Consider the following 18,519-nt stretch of genomic DNA (forward strand, 5'->3'; position numbering starts at 1 on the left):
ACCTGGCTTAGCTGTGGCTGCCTCGGTATTGGTTGGGGCTTTGCCCCACTCTTTTTTTGAACAGGCGGCTGAAGTAGAAGGGATTGTCAATGCCTACCCGTGCCGCGACCTCCTTCACGGACAGCGCCGTGGAGCGGAACAGCCGCTTGGCCTCCTCGATCCGAAGGTCGCTTAAATACTGGAAGAGGTTGTGTCCGGTCTCCTGCTTGAAGAGGCGGCAGAGATAGCTCTCATTCAGCGCCGCCACCCTGGCGATGTCCTCGAGCGTAACTTTGTCCTGCAGGTGGGATTCCATGTACAGGATGACATTGCGGATTTCCTGACGGTACTGTCCCCGGAACTGCTCTTTCCTCATCGCAAGCAGCTGTTGAACCGCATCCTGCCAGTGCTGCTCCAGCTCCTGGACAGTGCGGGCTGCCTCGAGGGACTGCTGCACCGATTTGAGCCATGCGCCGTCAGGTTCCGAAGCACCGAGCATCAGCTCCCTGGCCGCTGTCACCGCATTGACGGCACACTGCTTTAGCTGCCTGATCTCGGTCCGCTCCGCCGCCGCCAACGCACCTATTTGGCTTATCACTGTCTGGAAACGTTCTGGCTCGGACGATTGCAGCATCTCCAGCAGCTCCTTAACAAGCTTGTTGAAATCGCTTTCGCGGAAGGATTCGGCGCTAACCGCCGGCTCCACAAATCCGTATCCCTTGTAAAAGGTGACCCGCACCGCTTCCCGGCACTGACGAAACACCTGCCTGAGCTGATCCAGGCCTTCGGTGGAAACGCCGACGACCGCGCACGGGTTCAGCCCGGTATATAAGCGGGCCGTGTCGACAAGCGACCTGGCCATCTTCATGCCTTGGGCATGGGAATCAACGCCCATTGGCACCACGGCGAGCCACTGCTCAGGCCCAAGTTCAACCAGCTCCGTCCCGCTTCGGCCCGCGAACACCTCATCCGCAATGTTGCGGATGACCAGCGACAGCAGCTTGCGCTCGGCATACTTCCCTGATACGAGCACCGGATCCTGACTGTCCAGCTCCAGATAGATGACGGATACCGGCCGTTCTGCCAAGACGATGCCCAGCTCGGCCGCCTCCTGCTCCGCAGATGCCGCCGAAGTCTCGGGACGCAGCAGAAATGTTCTAAAAAACATGTTCTTCATAATGGCCTGACGTTCTCTTTGCGTCATTTCCTGCCGGATGTCCTCTTCGATCTGTCTGCGCTCATCAGACAGCTTTGTCATCATTTTGTTCAGGACGACCAGCAGGTCATCCGGATTCAAGGCAACCTTCAGCAGGTAATCGGAAGCTCCAAGCACCATCGCTTCCCGGATCAGCTCGTATTCGGCATAATTGGTGAGCGCGACAATCTTGCCTCTGTAACGTCGCCGCTTCAGCTGGCGAATCAGCTCCAGACCGTCCATCTGCGGCATTTTCAGATCGGTGAACACGATGTCCGGGCTATACTGCTCGACCATATCGAGCGCATTCGCCCCATTCTTGGCCGTCCCGACCAGCTCGAAACCATGCTGGTACCAGTTGATCATCGATTTGAAACCGATCCGTACAATCCTTTCGTCATCCACAATGAGCACCTTGTTCATTGGAAGTTCCCTCCCTTATCTTGGGCTAGCCTGTTCGTCTGCCTATAGAAGAGAAATCAGTGACCTGTCTCGCTAAATTGCGGTTATTATATCATAATTGTCTTCGAAAATACGTAGGCTTGACGCACTATCCATCGAAAAAAATCCAGGCTTAGCAGCCGTTCACAGATGGGTCCTGGCATCATGAGCGAAGATGTGAACAGCAAAAAACGGAGGCGAATTTCTCGCCTCCGTCTTCGCCATCCATGTGATCGGCCCATCTCTCACAATCGCTTGTCAGCTCGTGAATGAATAGGGGCCCCTGTCAGAAATCCGTTGTTCCATTTCCAGCAAAGTATGCCGCTGCGCGGAATGAAGGGTCCCTACGATCACTTCAACAAAGCATGGGTTGAGCCAACATGATTATGCTTCAAACTTCTCCTGAAACCATTGTGCTGCCGCCTCCACTTCGGTTCGGGTCAGCTGATGTCCGCCATTCACCCAGTACAGCTTCACATCCGCGCCTGCGCCCGCCAGCAGCTCGTTCAGATCCTCCGACTCCTGCGGAGGGCAGATCGGATCCCGCTTCCCGGCCGCGATGAACACCGGCACGCCGCCAAGCTCCGGCAGCTCCTTGTCTCTCAGCGGCACCATCGGATGATGCAAAATCGCGCCCATCAGCGCATCCCCTTGATGAAACAGCAGGCTGGCCGCAATGTTCGCCCCGTTGGAATAACCGACAGCGACGACACGACGGCGATCAAATCCATATTCCTCCGCAGCCGAATCGAGAAATGCACTCAAATCCCATGTCCGTTTAACAAGATCCTCGATATCGAAGACCCCCTCAGCGAGCCGCCGGAAAAACCGGGGCATGCCGTTCTCAAGCACATTGCCGCGTACCCCAAGCACGTTCGAGCCGGGTGAAATCATCTCCGCCAGCGGCAGCAAGTCCCGCTCGTTCCCTCCGGTCCCGTGCAGCAGCAGCAGTGTAGGGGCATCGGGGGATGACCCCTTTTGGTAAATATGTTGATGTTCCATCTGTATGATCTCCTTTCATCGATCAGGCATATTGATCAAGCCCAAGCCCAATCCATCCTTAACACCAGATTCCTTCTTCTCATTCCCGTTACGGCACTTCTTATACCACTCGACATATTTATCTTAATTTCGAGATATTTAACAACATGTTACCACAACGGTTCCCGAAAAAGCAAATTGCGAACAAACGAAAGCAAGGGAGCTTCTGAGCAGAAGACTCCCTTGCTTGCTGTTCTCTATATAGTCCGTACGTGTTCCCCCGTAACAACACTCATTATACCAAAAGACCTATAGGTTGTCAGCGGATCATTTGTTATTTTTCACAATTTTTTTCGATGTTTTTAGTCAATCCTCCAGTTTTAGCAGCATTCTGGCAGCTGAACGGGCATGACGTTCATATTGTGGTGTGGTTGAACTTAGATGATTGATGTAACTTTGCGGTTCATATGACGTCAGAAGAGTATTACCCCTGAATGATATGGAGGAACAATTATGAGCCGAAAAAGGATCTGGATAGTGCTATGGGGAGTTATCCTGACGTTAGTCGTTTCTTGTGGCAACGCATCAGACACGACAAAGCCGACTTCAGAAGAACCGGTCATACCTGAGTTCAACGTCCCATTACAAGATGTAGCTGCTGTAATCATCTTAGGTGCTGAAGGAAACGAGACAGAAATGACCAATCCGGATGACTTACAGACGTTCATTAACTTCATAAACACGGCATACCATGCAGAGAGTCCGGGCGCGGTAACGGAAGTAGGTTATCGAAATGTCATCATTAAATTGAAGGATGGGACCGCGAAAACTCTTATTTTTGGCGGGTATGGAAGCTACTTTGTCGTATCAGATACGAATTTTTCCTATTTTCTTCAACCTGGGCAATCCGCTGATGCCCTGAGAGACCTGATAGATCGAATTGAGGCAAAGGAGTGAGGAGTGGGAAAATAAATTACCCCCCATTGGCTAATAATAAGCCAAAAATTAAGGGGAGTACGATTATCCATGAAAATTACAGCGGCAATCACACCGGATCAAGGTAAAGATTTTGTATTAGATGAGATCGAGCTTGCAGAGCCCAAGGCCAATGAGGTATTGGTCAAAATCGTTGCTTCCGGCGTATGCCATACTGATGCCGTGGCACGTGATGCGGCCATTGCCCCGCTTCCAGCCGTATTAGGCCACGAAGGAGCAGGCATCGTGGAGAGGATCGGTGACAATGTTACCCAATTCAAACCAGGAGACCACGTCGTTCTCTCCTTTGCACATTGTGGTCATTGCCGCAACTGCCTTACCGGACACCCAACGGTCTGCGAAACCTTTAATGATCTTAATTTTGGCGGCGTGCATGATGATCATACCCATCGGTTGTCGCAGGATGGACGGTCGTTATCGACATTCTTCGGCCAATCGTCATTTGCTACCTTTGCCATATCACACGAGCGCAACATCGTGAAGGTTGACGAAGATGTGGATTTAGCCCTCTTAGGACCGCTTGGGTGCGGGATCCAAACCGGTGCGGGAACGGTATTAAACAAACTTCAGCCTCCATTTGGATCATCGATCGCGATTTATGGTACGGGCGCTGTCGGATTAAGTGCCATCATGGCTGCTAAAATTGTGGGCTGCAAAAACATCATCGCTGTGGATGTGCACGAGAATCGGCTTGAATTGGCTAAGGAGCTCGGTGCCACCCATTCGCTTAATGGCAAAGAAGTTGATGTCGTCAAGGAAATCAAAGCCATCACGCATGGAGGAACCGAATTTGCCATCGATACAACCGGGGTTCCGCCTGTCGTTCGTCAGTCCTTGCAAGCACTCCGACCGCTAGGAATTTCAGCCATTGTTGGCGTTACGCCCGAAATGACGATCGATGTGCATAACGATATCATGGCCGAAGGAAAAACCATGCTGGGGGTCATTGAAGGCGATGCCATTCCTCAAATCTTCATCCCTCAGCTCGTCGATTACTATAAAAGAGGGCTGTTTCCTTTTGATAAGCTCGTGAAGTTCTTTGATTTCAATGAGATTAATGAAGCATTCTCGGCTTCCAAATCCGGTGAGGTCATCAAACCGATTTTAAGGATTCAGTAAAGCCCATCCTCTAATCTGAATTAGCAAAGCACCCCTTCCACACCGTTTCAAGTCTTTGCACTTGAAGTCCGTTTGCTGTGCTGGAAGGGGCCGCTTTGCCTGTACTCTCTATTTCATTGAACCGCCGTAACTATCCACGAGTCACTTGAAGTCTGCGAAAGCAGCCTTACCCCTTGCTCGCTCCCGCCGTCATGCCGTCTACAAGCAGTCGCTGCAGGAAGACAAACAGAAGTGTGATCGGCAGCGCAATCAGCACCGATGCTGCCGCGAACAAGGTGAAGTTGCTGTCCTGCATCGAATTGACCAAATCCCACAGTCCGACCGCCAGCGTCCAATTCTCTTTCGTGCGCAGCACGAGCCGGGCAAAAATAAAGTCAACCCAAGGCCCGACAAACAGCGTAAGCGACATATACGTGATCATCGGCTTTGACAGGGGCAGAATGATCTGGCGGAAAATCTGAAAGTTCGTCGCCCCATCCATCTTCGCCGCTTCATCCAGACTTCGCGGGATCGTGTCCAGGAAGCCCTTCATAATCAGCGTGCCGCCAAGCGGCGCCCCCGCGGAATATACGATGATCAGCGCCATATGCGTGTTCAGCAGATCCAGGGAATGCAGCAAAATATACAAAGCGATCATGCTCATGAATCCTGGAAACATCCCGAGCACCAGAATGATGGACAGCGCGTTCTGCCGTCCCTTGAACCGGAAACGGGAGACGGCATAGCTTGTAAGCAGCACCAGAATCGTCCCGATCACCATCGAGAAAAAGGCGATTTTTAGCGTGTTCATATACCAGGTCCCGAACAGGAACGACTGCGAGGTGAACAGTTCCCTGTAATGATTCAGCGTGAACGTCTCGGGAATCAACGTCGGGCTGTACAACGATTTTCCCGGACGGAGTGAGGACAGCACGATCCACAACGCCGGGTAAATGCAGCCGATCGCCAAGATAACCAATGCAATATAGCTCAACGTCAATCGAATGGCATTTCTCATTTTCATTCCCATTATTGAATCATATCCTCCTCTTTAAAGGATCGGGTTCGACGATAATTGTAGATCGAGAAGGTGGCAATAATCAGGAAAATAATGATCCCGATCGCCGAAGCCATATTGTATCTCTGCTGATCCAGCGTCAGCTTATAGAGCCAGGTTACGAGCAAGTCGGTCGCCCCCGCGTACTGATAATCGCCTACCGCCGGATTGCCGTTGGTCAGCAGGAAGATCAGGTTGAAGTTATTGATATTCCCGGCGAACTGCGCGATCAGAATCGGAGCTGTGGAGAACAGAATCATCGGCAAGGTAATAATCCGGAACTTCTGGAAGCCGGTCGCTCCATCCACCTCCGCCGCCTCATACAGATCCTTCGGAATCGTAGTCAGCACACTCATCACCAGCAGCATGGATACCGGAATGCCGACCCACATGTTGACAAGGATGACCGTCACTTTCGCCCAGAACGGATCGGTCAGCCACGGCAGCCCGCCAAGACCAAAGTAACCCAAATATTGATTGATCGGGCCGAATTGACCATTGAACATATTCCGCATCACGAGCAGCGAGATGAGCTGCGGGATCGCATACGGGATAATGAGGATGACGCGCCATACGCTTTTGAAGCGGATGCCCTTTTGCTGAATTAGCAGTGCAACGAGAACCCCGCCAAAATACGTCGTCACCGTTGCCAGTACCGCCCAGATGAGCGTCCAGGTTAATACGCCGAAGAAGGTATGGCTCCATGATTTCAATGCCACCAGATTTCTGAAGGTTTCAAATCCGACCCAATCCACCAGCTTGGCCGGCGGCAAATTGTTCGGTGCCGAATAGTTAGTGAAGGCAAGCAAAATCATGAAGATAATTGGCATGATCGTGAAGAACAGAATGCCCGTGGCCGGAAGCGTCAGAAAAGACTGGGCAAACTTCTGTTCAAAAATATAATTCAGCGTCTGTCTGAAATTGTTCGGCGCGATTCCTTCTTCTCTCTTTCTGCCGGTATTATACGCATTTCGAATATTGGCATAATGTCCGATCAGGAAAATAGCAAGCGCCATTAAGGTGATCAACCCTTCAATCAGCAGATTGATCGAATGGTCTCCCGGGACCATCTGGGTCAATCCGTTCACCTTTTCCAGCCGGCTGCCGTGCTCCCCAAGCGTAATCATTCCCCGGATCGCCGGCCCAAGGTTGTTGGCAAAATAATACGTTGCGTATCCACCGACCAGGACCATCATAAGGCCCTTGATCCATTGACGATTGTACAGCTGGCCCAGCCCCATGCAGAAAGCCGATAAGACAGCTGCTATTGTTCGATGCTGACGCATGCTCCCTCCATTCTCCTTCCCATCCATCGAGGAATCACCCGCCTGTTCCAGGCGGGCGCGATTCTTCCTATTCATTATTGGCGAATGGTCTGTTATTTGGCGGCTCCGCCGCTATTCAGATCCTTGATCTGGGATACCGCTTTATCGAGCGTTTCCTTAATATCCTTGTTGTTGTCCCAGATTTCAGCCAAAGCCGCGCCTACAGGCGACCAGACGTTGGCCATTTCCGGGATAGACGGCATCGGCACAGAGGAACGGAACTGCTCCGTAAAGGCCGAGATATACTCGTCATTCTTGATCTGGTCATCTTCCTGCGCCTCATTGTTCGTTGGCACCGATCCGACCAGCGCACTCAGCTTCAGCTGGGCTTCCTTCGAGATGGCAAAGTCGGCGAACAAACGGGCCGCTTGCGGATATTGGCTGTATGAGTTGACATACCAGGCTTTAATTCCGGATAGGGATACGGCCGGCTGCCCGCCAATGCTCGGGATTGGAGCAACACCCAGATTGTCGCCGAGCGCATCCTTGTAGCCGCCAAGCTCCCACGGACCGTTGATATCCATCGCCAGATCACCGGATGTGAACAGACCGCGTTTAATGTCCGGCGTGATGTCGCCTGACTTCACCGGCAGAATCTCCCGCAGGCTGGCGTAGACCTCCATGCTTTGCAGGGTCTGTTCGGAGTTAATGCCGATGTCGTTAATGTCCGTGCCACCGTTTCCATAAATGTAGCCGCCAGTGGAAGCAAGGAACGGATAAGCAAAGTACAGGTTGCCGGTTTCGAACATGAAGCCGTACCGGTTTTTGGACTTATCGGTAAACGTCTTGCTGAACTCAATGACTTCTTCCATCGACGTTGGCGGTTCACTCACCAGCTCCTTGTTGTAGTACAACAGGTATGTCTCTGCCGCGCGAGGATAGCCATACAGCACACCGTCATAGGATACGCCCTGAATAGCCGCCTCGGTGTTGTTGTTTCTTGTCTTCTCCTCAAAAAAATCATTAGGCATAACCAGATTAGAGGTAACCGCCTTACCTAGGCTATCATGTGGAAATACGACCACATCAGCAGCCAGTCCCGCTGGTCCGTCCTGTCCCAGCTTGGTCAATTGGTCGGTAGGGTTAACTTCCTCAACCAACACCTCAACGCCATATTTCTCCGTGAATTCCTTGGCCACAGCGTCCGTGTAGGCGCGTTCATCGCGACTCTCCCACACGACCAGCTTGGCTCCTTCTTCCGGCAGAAGCTCAGGTACTGCCGTCTCGCCCTGCGATTCCTGAGCAGGGGGAGTCTCCGTATTCCCAGGTGATTCCGGCTGTGCTGCTCCTCCGCCACCACCGCATGCCGTAACCAATGCCAGCGTAAACGTTGAGATCAGCGCCAATATCTTTTTCATCTTCATTCCCCGATACCCCTCTCAATAAATATGAATAAGTTCGAATTCAGCGCAAACGATTTCACAAAAAGCCAGACGTATTCTGTCAATATCGCTTCAATGTGGATAACAGCCGAAAAAGCCGATCAAGAAAGCGCTTCATTCACTGAAATTATCATACAACATTCCTTTCAGTTGTAAAAACGTTTGCATAAGGCAGAAGTGCTTGGTTATCTGCTGTTATCTTCCGTTTTCTTTTAATATCTGGCTTTTTCGTATACTACTTTAAAAATACCGCGTTTGCACAAGAAATATTGCATTCGGCTTGGACTCCTATGTTTCCTCATTGCTTATGGTTTGCACAACATAACGGCATAACCCCGGCGCATCGTCGCACCGGGGCTTATTACGGCAATATATTCAGACTATAACCAGTCTCTTCGCTCAAAAAAACGCTGGCCCAGCCACAGATACAGGCCTCCTGTGAAGAATACAATCGCCCACAGGCTGTACGGTTCAACTCTTGGTGCATAAATGGCCTCTTGCGGCATCATTACATAATAGGGAATCGTGAACGGTAGCCAGGCACCGATGGTGGAGTGAAAGCCTGTGAATACAATATTGGGAACAACATAACCAATCGCCAAGGCCAGCGAGGCTCCGAAATTCCGCACCTTGATCGACACGATCAGCTGCAAGGCAGCAAGCGGCAGAATACCCAGCCATCCTCCGAACCCCGTGTAGGCCAGCGTGCCCCAAGGAATGCTGCCTGGCGCATGAGCGAGCTTCCCGGCTGCCAGATAACCCAGCATAAACACCAGCTGCACCACCGCCAATATGCCGATCAACACCAGGTATTTGGCATAAAATATGTGATATCTCGGGCCAGGAAAGGCCAATGCGATCTTCCACCCCCCGTCCCTATGCTCGTACATACACAGCAATGAGGCGATTATGCCGCAATAGAGTGGATAGAAAAACATCGCGTGAAGATTGACGCTGTGGATATACAGACTCATCCAGCTTGGCGGGAAGAATTCTTTTAAGCTATCCAGCTGCTCCATCCCCATCAATGCGTTAATCAGCGTATCCAGCAGAATGAGCAGTATGACGACTCTCCATTGCGTTTTCATCGTTTCTGCACGTAACAGCATGTTCATGGATCCCGCCTCCCCTATTCAAACTCTCTTCTGGTAAACATCAGCGTTCCCAGAATCGATAGCATGAGTCCTACACCAAGCGAAATCCCGATCCACTGCATATGGCCAGGGATGAGCGGGCTCGATAACGCGGGATAGGACCAAGGAAGAAGATGAATGACCGGTGAACTGCTGCGGGCCAGAAACAGACTGGAGACGGAGCCGAATATTCCCAGAGCGAGCGGCAGCGCCTGATTGGCAAACACAGTGGACAGCCACAACTGGATCGCCATCATCGGCACGGACGACAAGCTGACGAACAGCGGCTGCAATATCATGATTTTCCACGGGATCGGTTCATTGGTATACAGCACCCAGATGACACACATGCCCACAACCGTGATCACCACGGTACATAGCTGCAACAGAAAGATCCACACCAATTTTGCTAAGTATATTGATCCCTTAGGAACAGGCATAGCGAGCAGCTGCTTCCACGCTCTCGTTTCATGCTCCGTGCCTGCCATAATGCTGGCAAGCAGCGTAATGCCTAGTAAAAAGACAAACGACAAAAACATATACATCACCGCAAAGCCTGCATAGACTCCCCCGGGTCCTTGACGGAAATACAGATACCACTCCAGCGCCGTCATGCTGATGAGAATGATGCCCTGAATAAGCGGTATAAGACGGCATAATCGCTTCAGCTTGAGACCTTCCGCATGCAATAACGTAAGCTTCATAAGCTGTTCTCCTGACCGGTTAATTCCAGGAAAATCTCCTCCAGCGTCTTCTTCTTCTCCGTTACCCGGTAAACATCGTAATGCTGCTGGACTAGAAATCGAATCATTTCGGCCGATTCCTTCCGGTAGGTCACGGAGGTTCGAAGCTGGCCTCCTGCTTCATCCGGCTCCGCATCCCATCCTTGACCGTTTAACGCAGCAGCGGCCTCCCTTGGTCGGTCCGTTTCCACCCATACATAAGGCTTGCTACGTTCCGTTAACTGCTGGAGCGGTCCTTGAAAGATCAGCTCCCCCTGATTAATAATCCCTACGTAGGTGGCCACCTGTTCAATCTCGCTTAAAAGATGGCTGGAGAGCAAAACCGTAATATCAAAGTCACGCGGCAGCCGCATGATCAACTCGCGAATTTCCTGAATACCGGACGGGTCCAATCCGTTCGTCGGCTCGTCCAGAATCAGCAGCTTAGGGTTCGTAATAAGCGCCATCGCGATGCCGAGTCGCTGCTTCATACCAAGCGAGTAGCTCTTTACCGGACGGTGTGCCGCCTGCTCGAGCCGAACCCATGCTAACACCTCGTTGATTCTGGACTCCGGCATTCCGTGCATCAGTGTAACGATTTTCAGATTTTTATAGCCGGATAGATGTCCGTAATAAGATGGTGACTCGACCAGAGAGCCAACATCCTTCAGAATCTCCATACGATTCTCGTTCAGATCCTTGCCCAGAATGCGGATATTCCCTGATGAAGCTCGAATCAGCCCGAGAAGCATCCGAATGGTCGTGGTTTTCCCAGCGCCGTTCGGTCCTAGAAATCCATAGACCTCCCGCTTCGGAACCTTCAAGTTGATCCGCCTGACCGTCTCTCGTTGTCCAAACTTGCGTGTTAGCTGATGTGTATCGATCGCATATTCTTCTGTCATCCCTTATTATTCCTCCCTCAAGAAGTAGCATCGTCGACACCTCAAGTGTAGCAACGCAAGGTAAATAACAGGTAAATAAGGAATAAACATCAGCATAATTCAGACCTACGTCAATACCAACCCTAATTGGCATGCCTACTTCGCAGTCCTACATGAGTTCAACAACGCAGTCCAACATCGGCAATGTGATTTCCACCCTCGTACCGCCGCCGTCCGATTTGACGATATTCATATGACCGGAGTGCGCTTCAATAAAGGCTCTGGCAATCGCAATTCCTTTACCGGAATGATATAAAGCCCGCTTCAGCGCCTGCTCATCGATCCCCACTCCATCGTCTTCGACAACAAGGAGGCAGCTGTTCTCTCGAAAGCCCAGATCACATGTCACCTGGGTTCCTGGCGGATTGTGAATCGCAGCGTTCATCAGCACATTTTGAACCGCTCTGCCGAACAGCTTGCTGTCAAACTCCATCATATGCACAGGCTCGGAAGCCGTAAATGTGAACAGCGTATGCTCGGCCATAGGATGGTTCGCAATATCTATGACCGTATCACGAACAAAGTCCACGATATTATCCTCCTGCAGGTTCATTGGAAAGTTCACACTGCTCGCAGCACCTGGCGTTCGCTTCTTAGCTTCCTGAAGGCTGTCGGTCTCCCCCCGCTCCTGCTGCACCTGCCACCGGCTCGTCTGGTTCAATTCCTGGATCAGCTGCTTCATCTCCGCGGTCTTGCTGCTGATCTGTCTGCTGAAATCCAGCTTCTCCTCATCGCTCCAGTGATACTCGGCTGCCGTCAGCATGTGGGCGTAGCCTTCGATATACGACAACGGCGTCTTCAGATCATGACTGATGGAAGCAATCCATTCCTGCTTTTTAGCCTCCAGATTCAGCCGCTCCGCTTCGCTCTTATACAGCTGCTCCGTCAATCGGCTCATTTGCTCCAACAATTCCTTATATAAGACAAATGGGTAACGGTAGACAGGTTTTTCGGTCAGGTCGTCATGTTCTTTATCATGTTCTTTATGATCATGTTTTTTACGGTAGTGTTTTATACGGTAGTGCTCTCCCGGCTCGGTGTAGTTCCCCTTGGACAGCCTGTTAATCCAGCGGATGAAATAGATGAGCGGCTTGCCTACGAGCCAGCCGTAAGCACAAACAAATGCAATTGTTAGGATAAATCCTAGGGACAGCAATAAAGTTCGCGGCGAAACCGGGTTCAGCCAATCCAGATGCTCTTGAATATATAACAATCCAACCGCACATATAATAAAACTAATGACTAAAGCCGTTACAAACAGAAGGGTAAGGCGTAGAAAGCGAAACGCCATTTTCACCATAGAATTCATGTCGGCTCCTTCCTCGGAACCATCATCTTGTACCCCAGACCACGAACATTAACAAGAAACTGCGGCTTGCTCGGATCAGGCTCAACCTTCTTTCTAAGCCGGGAGATATGTATAACAACCGTCTTCTCATCCCCTAGATACGGCTCCTTCCACACGGCTTCATATAATTGACGTGTGCTGAAAATTCGATTGGGATGGCTGCACATATAAACCAGCAGCTCCCATTCACGCGCCGGACATTCCACATGCGCTCCATCTACAATGAGCTCCCCCGATTCCAGCTCAACCCTGAAGTAACCAAAATCCATCGGCGCCAAGCGGGCAATCTCCGGCTTTTCCCGCTGCATTTTATATTTCACGCGGGCTTTAATCCGGGCAACCACCTCCAGCGGATTAAAGGGCTTGGTAACATAGTCGTCCCCACCAATGCCAAATCCCATCAGCTTGTCCAAATCGGTATCTCTGGCTGTCAAAAAAAGGACGGGCACCTCGGTGATTTTTCGTATTTTCCGGCACACCTCGAATCCGTCCTCGTCCGGAAGCATCACATCCAGCACGATTACATCAATATCCGACTCTATCACTGCTTCCAGCGCCTCACGTCCGGTTCCCGCAGTCCGAATATGCCGAAAGCCTTCCTTCTTCAGCACAGCGGCAAGCATTTCACACAACCCCTGCTCGTCATCTACCAGCAAAACGGAAATATGGTCCATGTCCTCTGCTCCAATACATCTTATAATACATGTATTATATAACAGATCAGGGAGAATGAAACAATTTATCAACCTCTGTTCACTTTTGAAAATAAAAAGAGCTCATGCTTGGAAATCTATCCATCATGAGCTGCTTCTATTATATTCTATTCAGCCGAGGTTCTTACTAATGGCGATAAATACTCACTTTCCTCCAGAGATTCGGAATCATCCGTTGAGAGATAGGAGGATGCTTGAATTTCAAACATTTCATTATAAGCACCATTCAATCTCATCAGACGATCATGGGTGCCCGCTTCGATAATACGGCCGTTTTCCAGCAAAATGATTTTATCCGCCGTTCTGGCAGTAGAGAGTCGGTGAGAAATAAAAATCCCGATTTTATCCTCTGTGAGCTGCTCGAACTTCCCGAAAACCTCCTTCTCCGAATGAGGATCCAAATAAGAGCTCGGCTCATCCAAAATATATACATCAGCATTACGCATAAAGGCTCTGGCAATGGCAACACGCTGCCATTGACCTCCGGATAATTGCTGTCCCTCCTCAAACCATTTGCCCAACACGGTATTCAGTTTATTAGGCAGGTTGTGAATCAATTCGGTAATCCCCGATTGTTCAACAGCTTTCCATACGAGTTGATCATTGTCTTTTCCCTTCACATCCCCAAAACCAACATTGTCTTTAACTGTCATTTCATATTGTACAAAATCCTGGAATACGACTCCCATTTTCTCTCGGAAGCTATCTTTATTTAGCTCCCGTATCGATTGGCCGTTAATTAATATATCTCCTTCAAAATCCGAGTACAATTGTGTAATCAGCTTCACAATCGTCGATTTGCCAGATCCATTCTTGCCTACAATAGCTAGCTTCTCGTTTTTATTCAGTGTAAAACTAATATTCGAAATGGCGTATCTATCGGTATTCGGATATTTAAAGGATACGTTACGAAATTCCAAGCTCTGTATACCGGAAATACGTTGCCCCATTCCTTGCACCTCTTCTTCCTCCGGCAAATCCAGAAAATCAAACAGCTGTTTGACGTACAGATTATTCTGACACAGACTCAGAATGCCTTGGACGATATTTTGTGAGGTAGATTGGGTTAGGCCAATTGCTTGAATAAAGCTTATAAGATTCCCGAGCATAATTTGCCCCATATAAGCGGCATGAACAGCAAGAAATATTACGATTCCGCATGCCCCTTGATTGATTGTCTGAAAAAATAACGAAGTATACGATCTGCGGGCAGCAAGAAATTTATCTTCCTTATAAAACTCCTTAAGAATATCTAAATATCTCCCGCGCAGATAATGTCCCAGTTGAAAAATTTTGATCTCTTTAAAGCTGTTATCCCGTGTCACCAAGAACGAAAGGTACCAGGACTCCCGCTGCTTCGCCGCTCTCCGATAATAAGTATTGAATTCTCGTTGTCCAATCTGCAAAAAAGAATAGAAGGACAGACATGGAATTAGGAAGATTACAAATATAACCCACCACTTCCAGGCAACAAGAATTGCGCAAGCAGAAAACAACGTTACGACACTGCTAATGATAGCCAGCATCTGCACAAATATTTCGAATGGTCGATAATTCGCTTCGGCTTGCGCACGTTGAAGCTTATTTTGAACATCTGCGTCTTCAAAAGATTGCAGCGTCATTAGATGCGCCTTCTCAATAATCTTTAAGTTCACCCGGTTGGACAGAAGACTCTGAAACATTTTCCGGAAGTATCCGTCAACGATATTAAACAGATCCGATAAAATGTTAAGGAAGATCAGAAAACCGAAAGCAAGCAAGACAGGTCTAAAGTCTCCTGCAGTTACTCCCCCGATTACAGAATTAATTAATTCTCTTGTTGCAATAAGGACGACAGCCGGTAGAATGCCCTTAAGCAAGCTTACGATTAGAATACCGATCAAATACGCAGCGTGGGTCTCCCATAACAGCTTAAATATTCGCGGCCAAAACAGAAATGTCCGCAATATATTTTTAGAGGAAAACGACACGTAATCATCCTTCATAGTAGTATCAGGAGATAGCATTTAGAGCTCCTTTCGCATGATAAAAATGAGCTGCTGCAAATTTAGCCAATGCCATGCATTTCATTTCAAGCTCGCGATCTATACCAAGCAAACGATTGATATGCATATGCACCAAGCTGGCCAGAATATCGCTCGGGTCATTGGTTAATCCTGAGCGCCTAGCGTTCTCTTTATTAATAAATTCAGAATATGTTCTAATCAGCGACTGTCTCTCATATAATGCCTCAAGGAGAGGATTCGGAGCTTCAGCCTTAAACAATTGCCCCGAGTCTTTGGCCTCCATAGCTTTGATGATGTCCGATTTCAATTCCCGGTAGGCTTTCATATGCTCTTTACCATCAATTCGCTGTTCTAGCCAATTCATCTGCTCTTCCATGTTCAGACCAAAGCTGGAAAGGATGTCCAAAATATTGATGACTGCTGACACTTCATCAGCTAGTTGTATTTGCTTTTTTCGGACTTCCCCCAGATACAGACTTACGAATTTGCTATCTGCAGCAAAAACAGACTCTGCCATTTCCATACACTCCATACCGCCATACCTTTCGATTTCCGGAACGTAGGTGTCAATAATCATTCGATTTAGAAGGCCTTCATCTCGTAATTTCTTGCTCCATTGATTCAAATCTCGAATCCCTTTTGACCACAACTCTTGCGAATCTCCGTAAAACCTTAACCTGATATGATGTTCCTGATCCTTATAGCGAACAAAATAAAACTTTTGCCCCCACTTCTCCAATGCCATTCGCCCCCACAGATCCGCCAAATGCAAACCTATCAGGTCGTTCTCCCTTTCATAAGTACCGTACAATTTTATATAAAGCCACTCTTCGCCTGGGAACACCCCTCTGGCTACGAATGGTGAACAAGCTTTCTTATCTGTTGACCTTCCTGCTTCATCACGGTTAGGAGAAGGCTTTACATCCACCTTACTTTGGAGCAGAGGAAAAACAAATTCCCCGATATATTTTTCGCTGTTAGAGGTTATAGGCGTAGAGCTTGGATGCGATATACACTCTGTTAGAAGAAGCTCCTGGCCGTTCTTAAGCTTCCCGAATTCCCGTCGCAATTCTTTGACGCATAGAGGATTGTTTAAATCAAGAAGCAGCCGGTTATCCCCCATCGTCAAATATACATACCGTGGGACTCTCCATCTGTTCTTCCATACGTTAAATTTAGCGTCCCATTCCGACTCTTCTCCTGAGTGTGACCAATCAAGAGTGATGTTAGAAAGCCTCCACTGCGCAGTGCTAATAATAATATTTTTGTATCTGAGCCGCGGTAAAAAGGGGGATTGCTCAACCGGACCCCAATTAAAATAAGACCACGTTCCTGTCGATGTTCTGGATACATCACTAAGGAACCGAAAAATAAAAGGAGAAATTCGATGATTAAACATATGTGTTTGCATCGGAATAATCTCTTTACCTAACCTTTTGGATTTAATATAAAAGCGGTCATATGTAGCTCCGACCAGCAAGTCGTCAATATGCAGGGTGTGCTCCTCATCCTTAGAGGATGTTGTGCCTGATACGATTTCGTATTCCATCACATTTCTACCCATCATAATGTTTGCTACCCTGCCATTGGCGGGCATAAACACCATTTCAGCCATCACAGCATCCGGATGACATCGTTGATGATGCGTATGGGCATGCTTTAATTTTTCTATAAACGTCGGATCCAGCATATCCAGAAAGCGTCCCATCGTTTTCCCCGCCCCGCTTGACCCTGCACTTGCACCCAGTACCAGCATATAATCCCCCTGATCGACATGCTGAGCTGAATCTGCTAGCAAAGTGTAATAAATCTCTAGCGATTCCGGAGCTTTATCGGGACTGTCAACAGCCGTTAGCTGCTGAATGTGTTCATCTGTAAGCTGAATTTCAACAGCCCCCTGACATATAGCCTCAGTTGCCAGCTGGAATAATACCGAGTTACGTGCATATAAGTTCTGCTGCGGTTCAGGACGCATTCCGGATTGATAGGCCTCAGGAATTCCTAGCCCCCAATCTGGATCAAACAGTTCTTGAATCGGAACTTCCTGATATACTCCATACTTCTCGAGAAATCGGTTTAAGTACTCTGTTAATCCGGTACCTTCATCAACGAACATCTTACACATAAGTTCAGCTCCTAGCACAACATCATCCGCTACGGATCGAGGAAGCATCACATTCTTTTTGAGCTTAACATCCACTTGAACCAAATTATCCGTCTTTACAACATCTTTCATAGTTTTTGTGAGTTGACGATATATAAGCTCGCCTTCTCCGATAGGACATTCCTCATAATGAGAGAGCAAGCCTTTAATATCACTTAAAAGCTTAACCCACTGCTCAGAACCGTTCTTCCCGGACAGCACACCTTGTATATGTTCCAGCGGAGAAATATCCATGAAGGGCGGACGAAGCTCACTTAAGAGAAACTCCTGCTCTAACAACTGGGACAAAAAATGGTGAACAATGTCCGTTGTGGCTTCCGGGAAAGCTTTTAGAATAGCATGCTTTAGCGTCCCCACCTCTATTGGCTCCTCAGCAGTTTGAAGTGTAAAGTCAACGACCTCGGATAATCCAATGGATGTTGTACCGGCAGGAGATGTTTCAAGGTTCAACATCCCATACTGGGGACGAACAGGCAATTTGACTCGATTTCCTTTGAACATCATTGTTTTATTGCGGCAAACCATTATTTCATCAACAATAGCAGGATCAGACTCGATGAGTTTGATTATATGAAAAATCCATTCCATATCAGGTCTAGCTCTTTTTCGATTATTCCATACAAAACCAATATCCAGATCGCTGCGATCTCCGAAGTACCCCTGACCCACTCTTGAGAATAATCCGTAAGGCGTCGTCCGGGTCGTCATTCTAATAAAATATCGAAGAAAACTAATCAGTGTCTTCTCATATTTCTGCAGGGTTTTTCGGTCAGCTTCATCTGTTCTCGTATTCAAGCAGTCTAAAAAAGACCTCAAGGATGGAGATGCAACCGCTATAGCCTCTTGAATGATAGAGCTGGCCGCTTCCTCTATTATTCGTTCCTCCGTCTTTCGGGCTGCCTCGGATTGACAATCCTGTCGCGACAGAACCTCCAGGTAGGCATTCAGAGAAAGCAAGGGAATTCTCACTAAAAAGAAATCACACGACTTAAACCATCTCTCCGATTTCAAATGATTTATACTGGAAAGCTCCTTCAT

14 protein-coding genes are annotated in these 18,519 nt (G+C 48.7%); 2 read left to right on the forward strand and 12 right to left on the reverse strand.

Annotation, left to right across the window (positions count from 1 at the left end; all coding sequences use genetic code 11):
- Nucleotides 1-7: 7 nt before the first annotated feature.
- Nucleotides 8-1,597 carry a response regulator transcription factor gene (locus tag MKX64_RS05790; RefSeq protein ID WP_095398642.1) on the reverse strand — a complete coding sequence of 530 codons (1,590 nt, stop codon included), beginning with the start codon at nucleotides 1,595-1,597 and terminating at the stop codon, nucleotides 8-10.
- Between the two features lie 402 nt (nucleotides 1,598-1,999).
- A complete protein-coding gene (locus MKX64_RS05795; protein ID WP_095398641.1) occupies nucleotides 2,000-2,617 on the reverse strand; it encodes an alpha/beta hydrolase in 618 nt (205 codons plus the stop codon).
- A 492-nt stretch (nucleotides 2,618-3,109) separates the two neighbouring features.
- Between MKX64_RS05795 and MKX64_RS05800 the strand changes: the two genes are divergently transcribed.
- Complete coding sequence (locus MKX64_RS05800; RefSeq protein WP_095267191.1) at nucleotides 3,110-3,553, forward strand: hypothetical protein; 444 nt, start codon at nucleotides 3,110-3,112, stop codon at nucleotides 3,551-3,553.
- A gap of 69 nt (nucleotides 3,554-3,622) precedes the next feature.
- Nucleotides 3,623-4,711, forward strand: a complete 1,089-nt coding sequence (locus MKX64_RS05805) for an NAD(P)-dependent alcohol dehydrogenase (protein WP_341035506.1) — start codon at nucleotides 3,623-3,625, stop codon at nucleotides 4,709-4,711.
- Nucleotides 4,712-4,877: 166 nt separating this feature from the next.
- Here the strand turns inward: MKX64_RS05805 and MKX64_RS05810 are convergent, their stop codons facing one another.
- The 10 genes from MKX64_RS05810 to MKX64_RS05855 form a co-directional block, all read right to left on the reverse strand.
- Nucleotides 4,878-5,720 carry a sugar ABC transporter permease gene (locus MKX64_RS05810; protein WP_095267189.1) on the reverse strand — a complete coding sequence of 281 codons (843 nt, stop codon included), beginning with the start codon at nucleotides 5,718-5,720 and terminating at the stop codon, nucleotides 4,878-4,880.
- Nucleotides 5,720-7,033 carry a carbohydrate ABC transporter permease gene (locus MKX64_RS05815; protein ID WP_095267188.1) on the reverse strand — a complete coding sequence of 438 codons (1,314 nt, stop codon included), beginning with the start codon at nucleotides 7,031-7,033 and terminating at the stop codon, nucleotides 5,720-5,722. The genes MKX64_RS05810 and MKX64_RS05815 overlap by 1 nt, the downstream gene beginning before the upstream one ends.
- Nucleotides 7,034-7,125: 92 nt before the next feature.
- Entirely contained in the window at nucleotides 7,126-8,436 is a 1,311-nt protein-coding gene (locus tag MKX64_RS05820; RefSeq protein ID WP_095267187.1) for a sugar ABC transporter substrate-binding protein, read from the reverse strand.
- Between the two features lie 398 nt (nucleotides 8,437-8,834).
- Nucleotides 8,835-9,569 (reverse strand): ABC transporter permease, encoded by a 735-nt coding sequence (locus tag MKX64_RS05825; RefSeq protein ID WP_095267186.1) that lies wholly within the window; start codon nucleotides 9,567-9,569, stop codon nucleotides 8,835-8,837.
- A gap of 14 nt (nucleotides 9,570-9,583) precedes the next feature.
- Nucleotides 9,584-10,291 carry an ABC transporter permease gene (locus MKX64_RS05830; protein ID WP_341035507.1) on the reverse strand — a complete coding sequence of 236 codons (708 nt, stop codon included), beginning with the start codon at nucleotides 10,289-10,291 and terminating at the stop codon, nucleotides 9,584-9,586.
- Entirely contained in the window at nucleotides 10,288-11,211 is a 924-nt protein-coding gene (locus MKX64_RS05835) for an ABC transporter ATP-binding protein (protein WP_341035508.1), read from the reverse strand. The genes MKX64_RS05830 and MKX64_RS05835 overlap by 4 nt, the downstream gene beginning before the upstream one ends.
- A 148-nt stretch (nucleotides 11,212-11,359) precedes the next feature.
- Nucleotides 11,360-12,559, reverse strand: a complete 1,200-nt coding sequence (locus tag MKX64_RS05840) for a sensor histidine kinase (protein ID WP_341035509.1) — start codon at nucleotides 12,557-12,559, stop codon at nucleotides 11,360-11,362.
- Complete coding sequence (locus MKX64_RS05845; protein ID WP_095398640.1) at nucleotides 12,556-13,272, reverse strand: response regulator transcription factor; 717 nt, start codon at nucleotides 13,270-13,272, stop codon at nucleotides 12,556-12,558. Before MKX64_RS05845 ends, MKX64_RS05840 begins: the two co-directional genes overlap by 4 nt.
- A gap of 146 nt (nucleotides 13,273-13,418) precedes the next feature.
- A complete protein-coding gene (locus MKX64_RS05850) occupies nucleotides 13,419-15,194 on the reverse strand; it encodes an ABC transporter ATP-binding protein (protein ID WP_244908269.1) in 1,776 nt (591 codons plus the stop codon).
- A 109-nt stretch (nucleotides 15,195-15,303) separates the two neighbouring features.
- Nucleotides 15,304-18,519: a lantibiotic dehydratase gene (locus MKX64_RS05855; protein WP_095267180.1), complete on the reverse strand. Its 3,216-nt coding sequence runs from the start codon at nucleotides 18,517-18,519 to the stop codon at nucleotides 15,304-15,306.

This window comes from Paenibacillus sp. FSL M8-0334 (assembly GCF_038000405.1).
In the GTDB taxonomy this organism is placed as follows: Bacteria; Bacillota; Bacilli; order Paenibacillales; family Paenibacillaceae; genus Paenibacillus_AQ; species Paenibacillus_AQ campinasensis.

What these genes read in the sequence shown, in the direction of transcription:
- MKX64_RS05845 (WP_095398640.1), bottom strand. Translation starts at nt 13,272, where the DNA reads ATGGACCATATTTCCGTTTTGCTGGTAGATGACGAGCAGGGGTTGTGT.
- MKX64_RS05790 (WP_095398642.1), bottom strand. Translation starts at nt 1,597, where the DNA reads ATGAACAAGGTGCTCATTGTGGATGACGAAAGGATTGTACGGATCGGT.
- MKX64_RS05825 (WP_095267186.1), bottom strand. Translation starts at nt 9,569, where the DNA reads ATGAACATGCTGTTACGTGCAGAAACGATGAAAACGCAATGGAGAGTC.
- MKX64_RS05805 (WP_341035506.1), top strand. Translation starts at nt 3,623, where the DNA reads ATGAAAATTACAGCGGCAATCACACCGGATCAAGGTAAAGATTTTGTA.
- MKX64_RS05810 (WP_095267189.1), bottom strand. Translation starts at nt 5,720, where the DNA reads ATGGGAATGAAAATGAGAAATGCCATTCGATTGACGTTGAGCTATATT.
- MKX64_RS05800 (WP_095267191.1), top strand. Translation starts at nt 3,110, where the DNA reads ATGAGCCGAAAAAGGATCTGGATAGTGCTATGGGGAGTTATCCTGACG.
- MKX64_RS05795 (WP_095398641.1), bottom strand. Translation starts at nt 2,617, where the DNA reads ATGGAACATCAACATATTTACCAAAAGGGGTCATCCCCCGATGCCCCT.
- MKX64_RS05820 (WP_095267187.1), bottom strand. Translation starts at nt 8,436, where the DNA reads ATGAAGATGAAAAAGATATTGGCGCTGATCTCAACGTTTACGCTGGCA.
- MKX64_RS05840 (WP_341035509.1), bottom strand. Translation starts at nt 12,559, where the DNA reads ATGAATTCTATGGTGAAAATGGCGTTTCGCTTTCTACGCCTTACCCTT.
- MKX64_RS05815 (WP_095267188.1), bottom strand. Translation starts at nt 7,033, where the DNA reads ATGCGTCAGCATCGAACAATAGCAGCTGTCTTATCGGCTTTCTGCATG.
- MKX64_RS05830 (WP_341035507.1), bottom strand. Translation starts at nt 10,291, where the DNA reads ATGAAGCTTACGTTATTGCATGCGGAAGGTCTCAAGCTGAAGCGATTA.
- MKX64_RS05835 (WP_341035508.1), bottom strand. Translation starts at nt 11,211, where the DNA reads ATGACAGAAGAATATGCGATCGATACACATCAGCTAACACGCAAGTTT.
- MKX64_RS05855 (WP_095267180.1), bottom strand. Translation starts at nt 18,519, where the DNA reads ATGAAGGAGCTTTCCAGTATAAATCATTTGAAATCGGAGAGATGGTTT.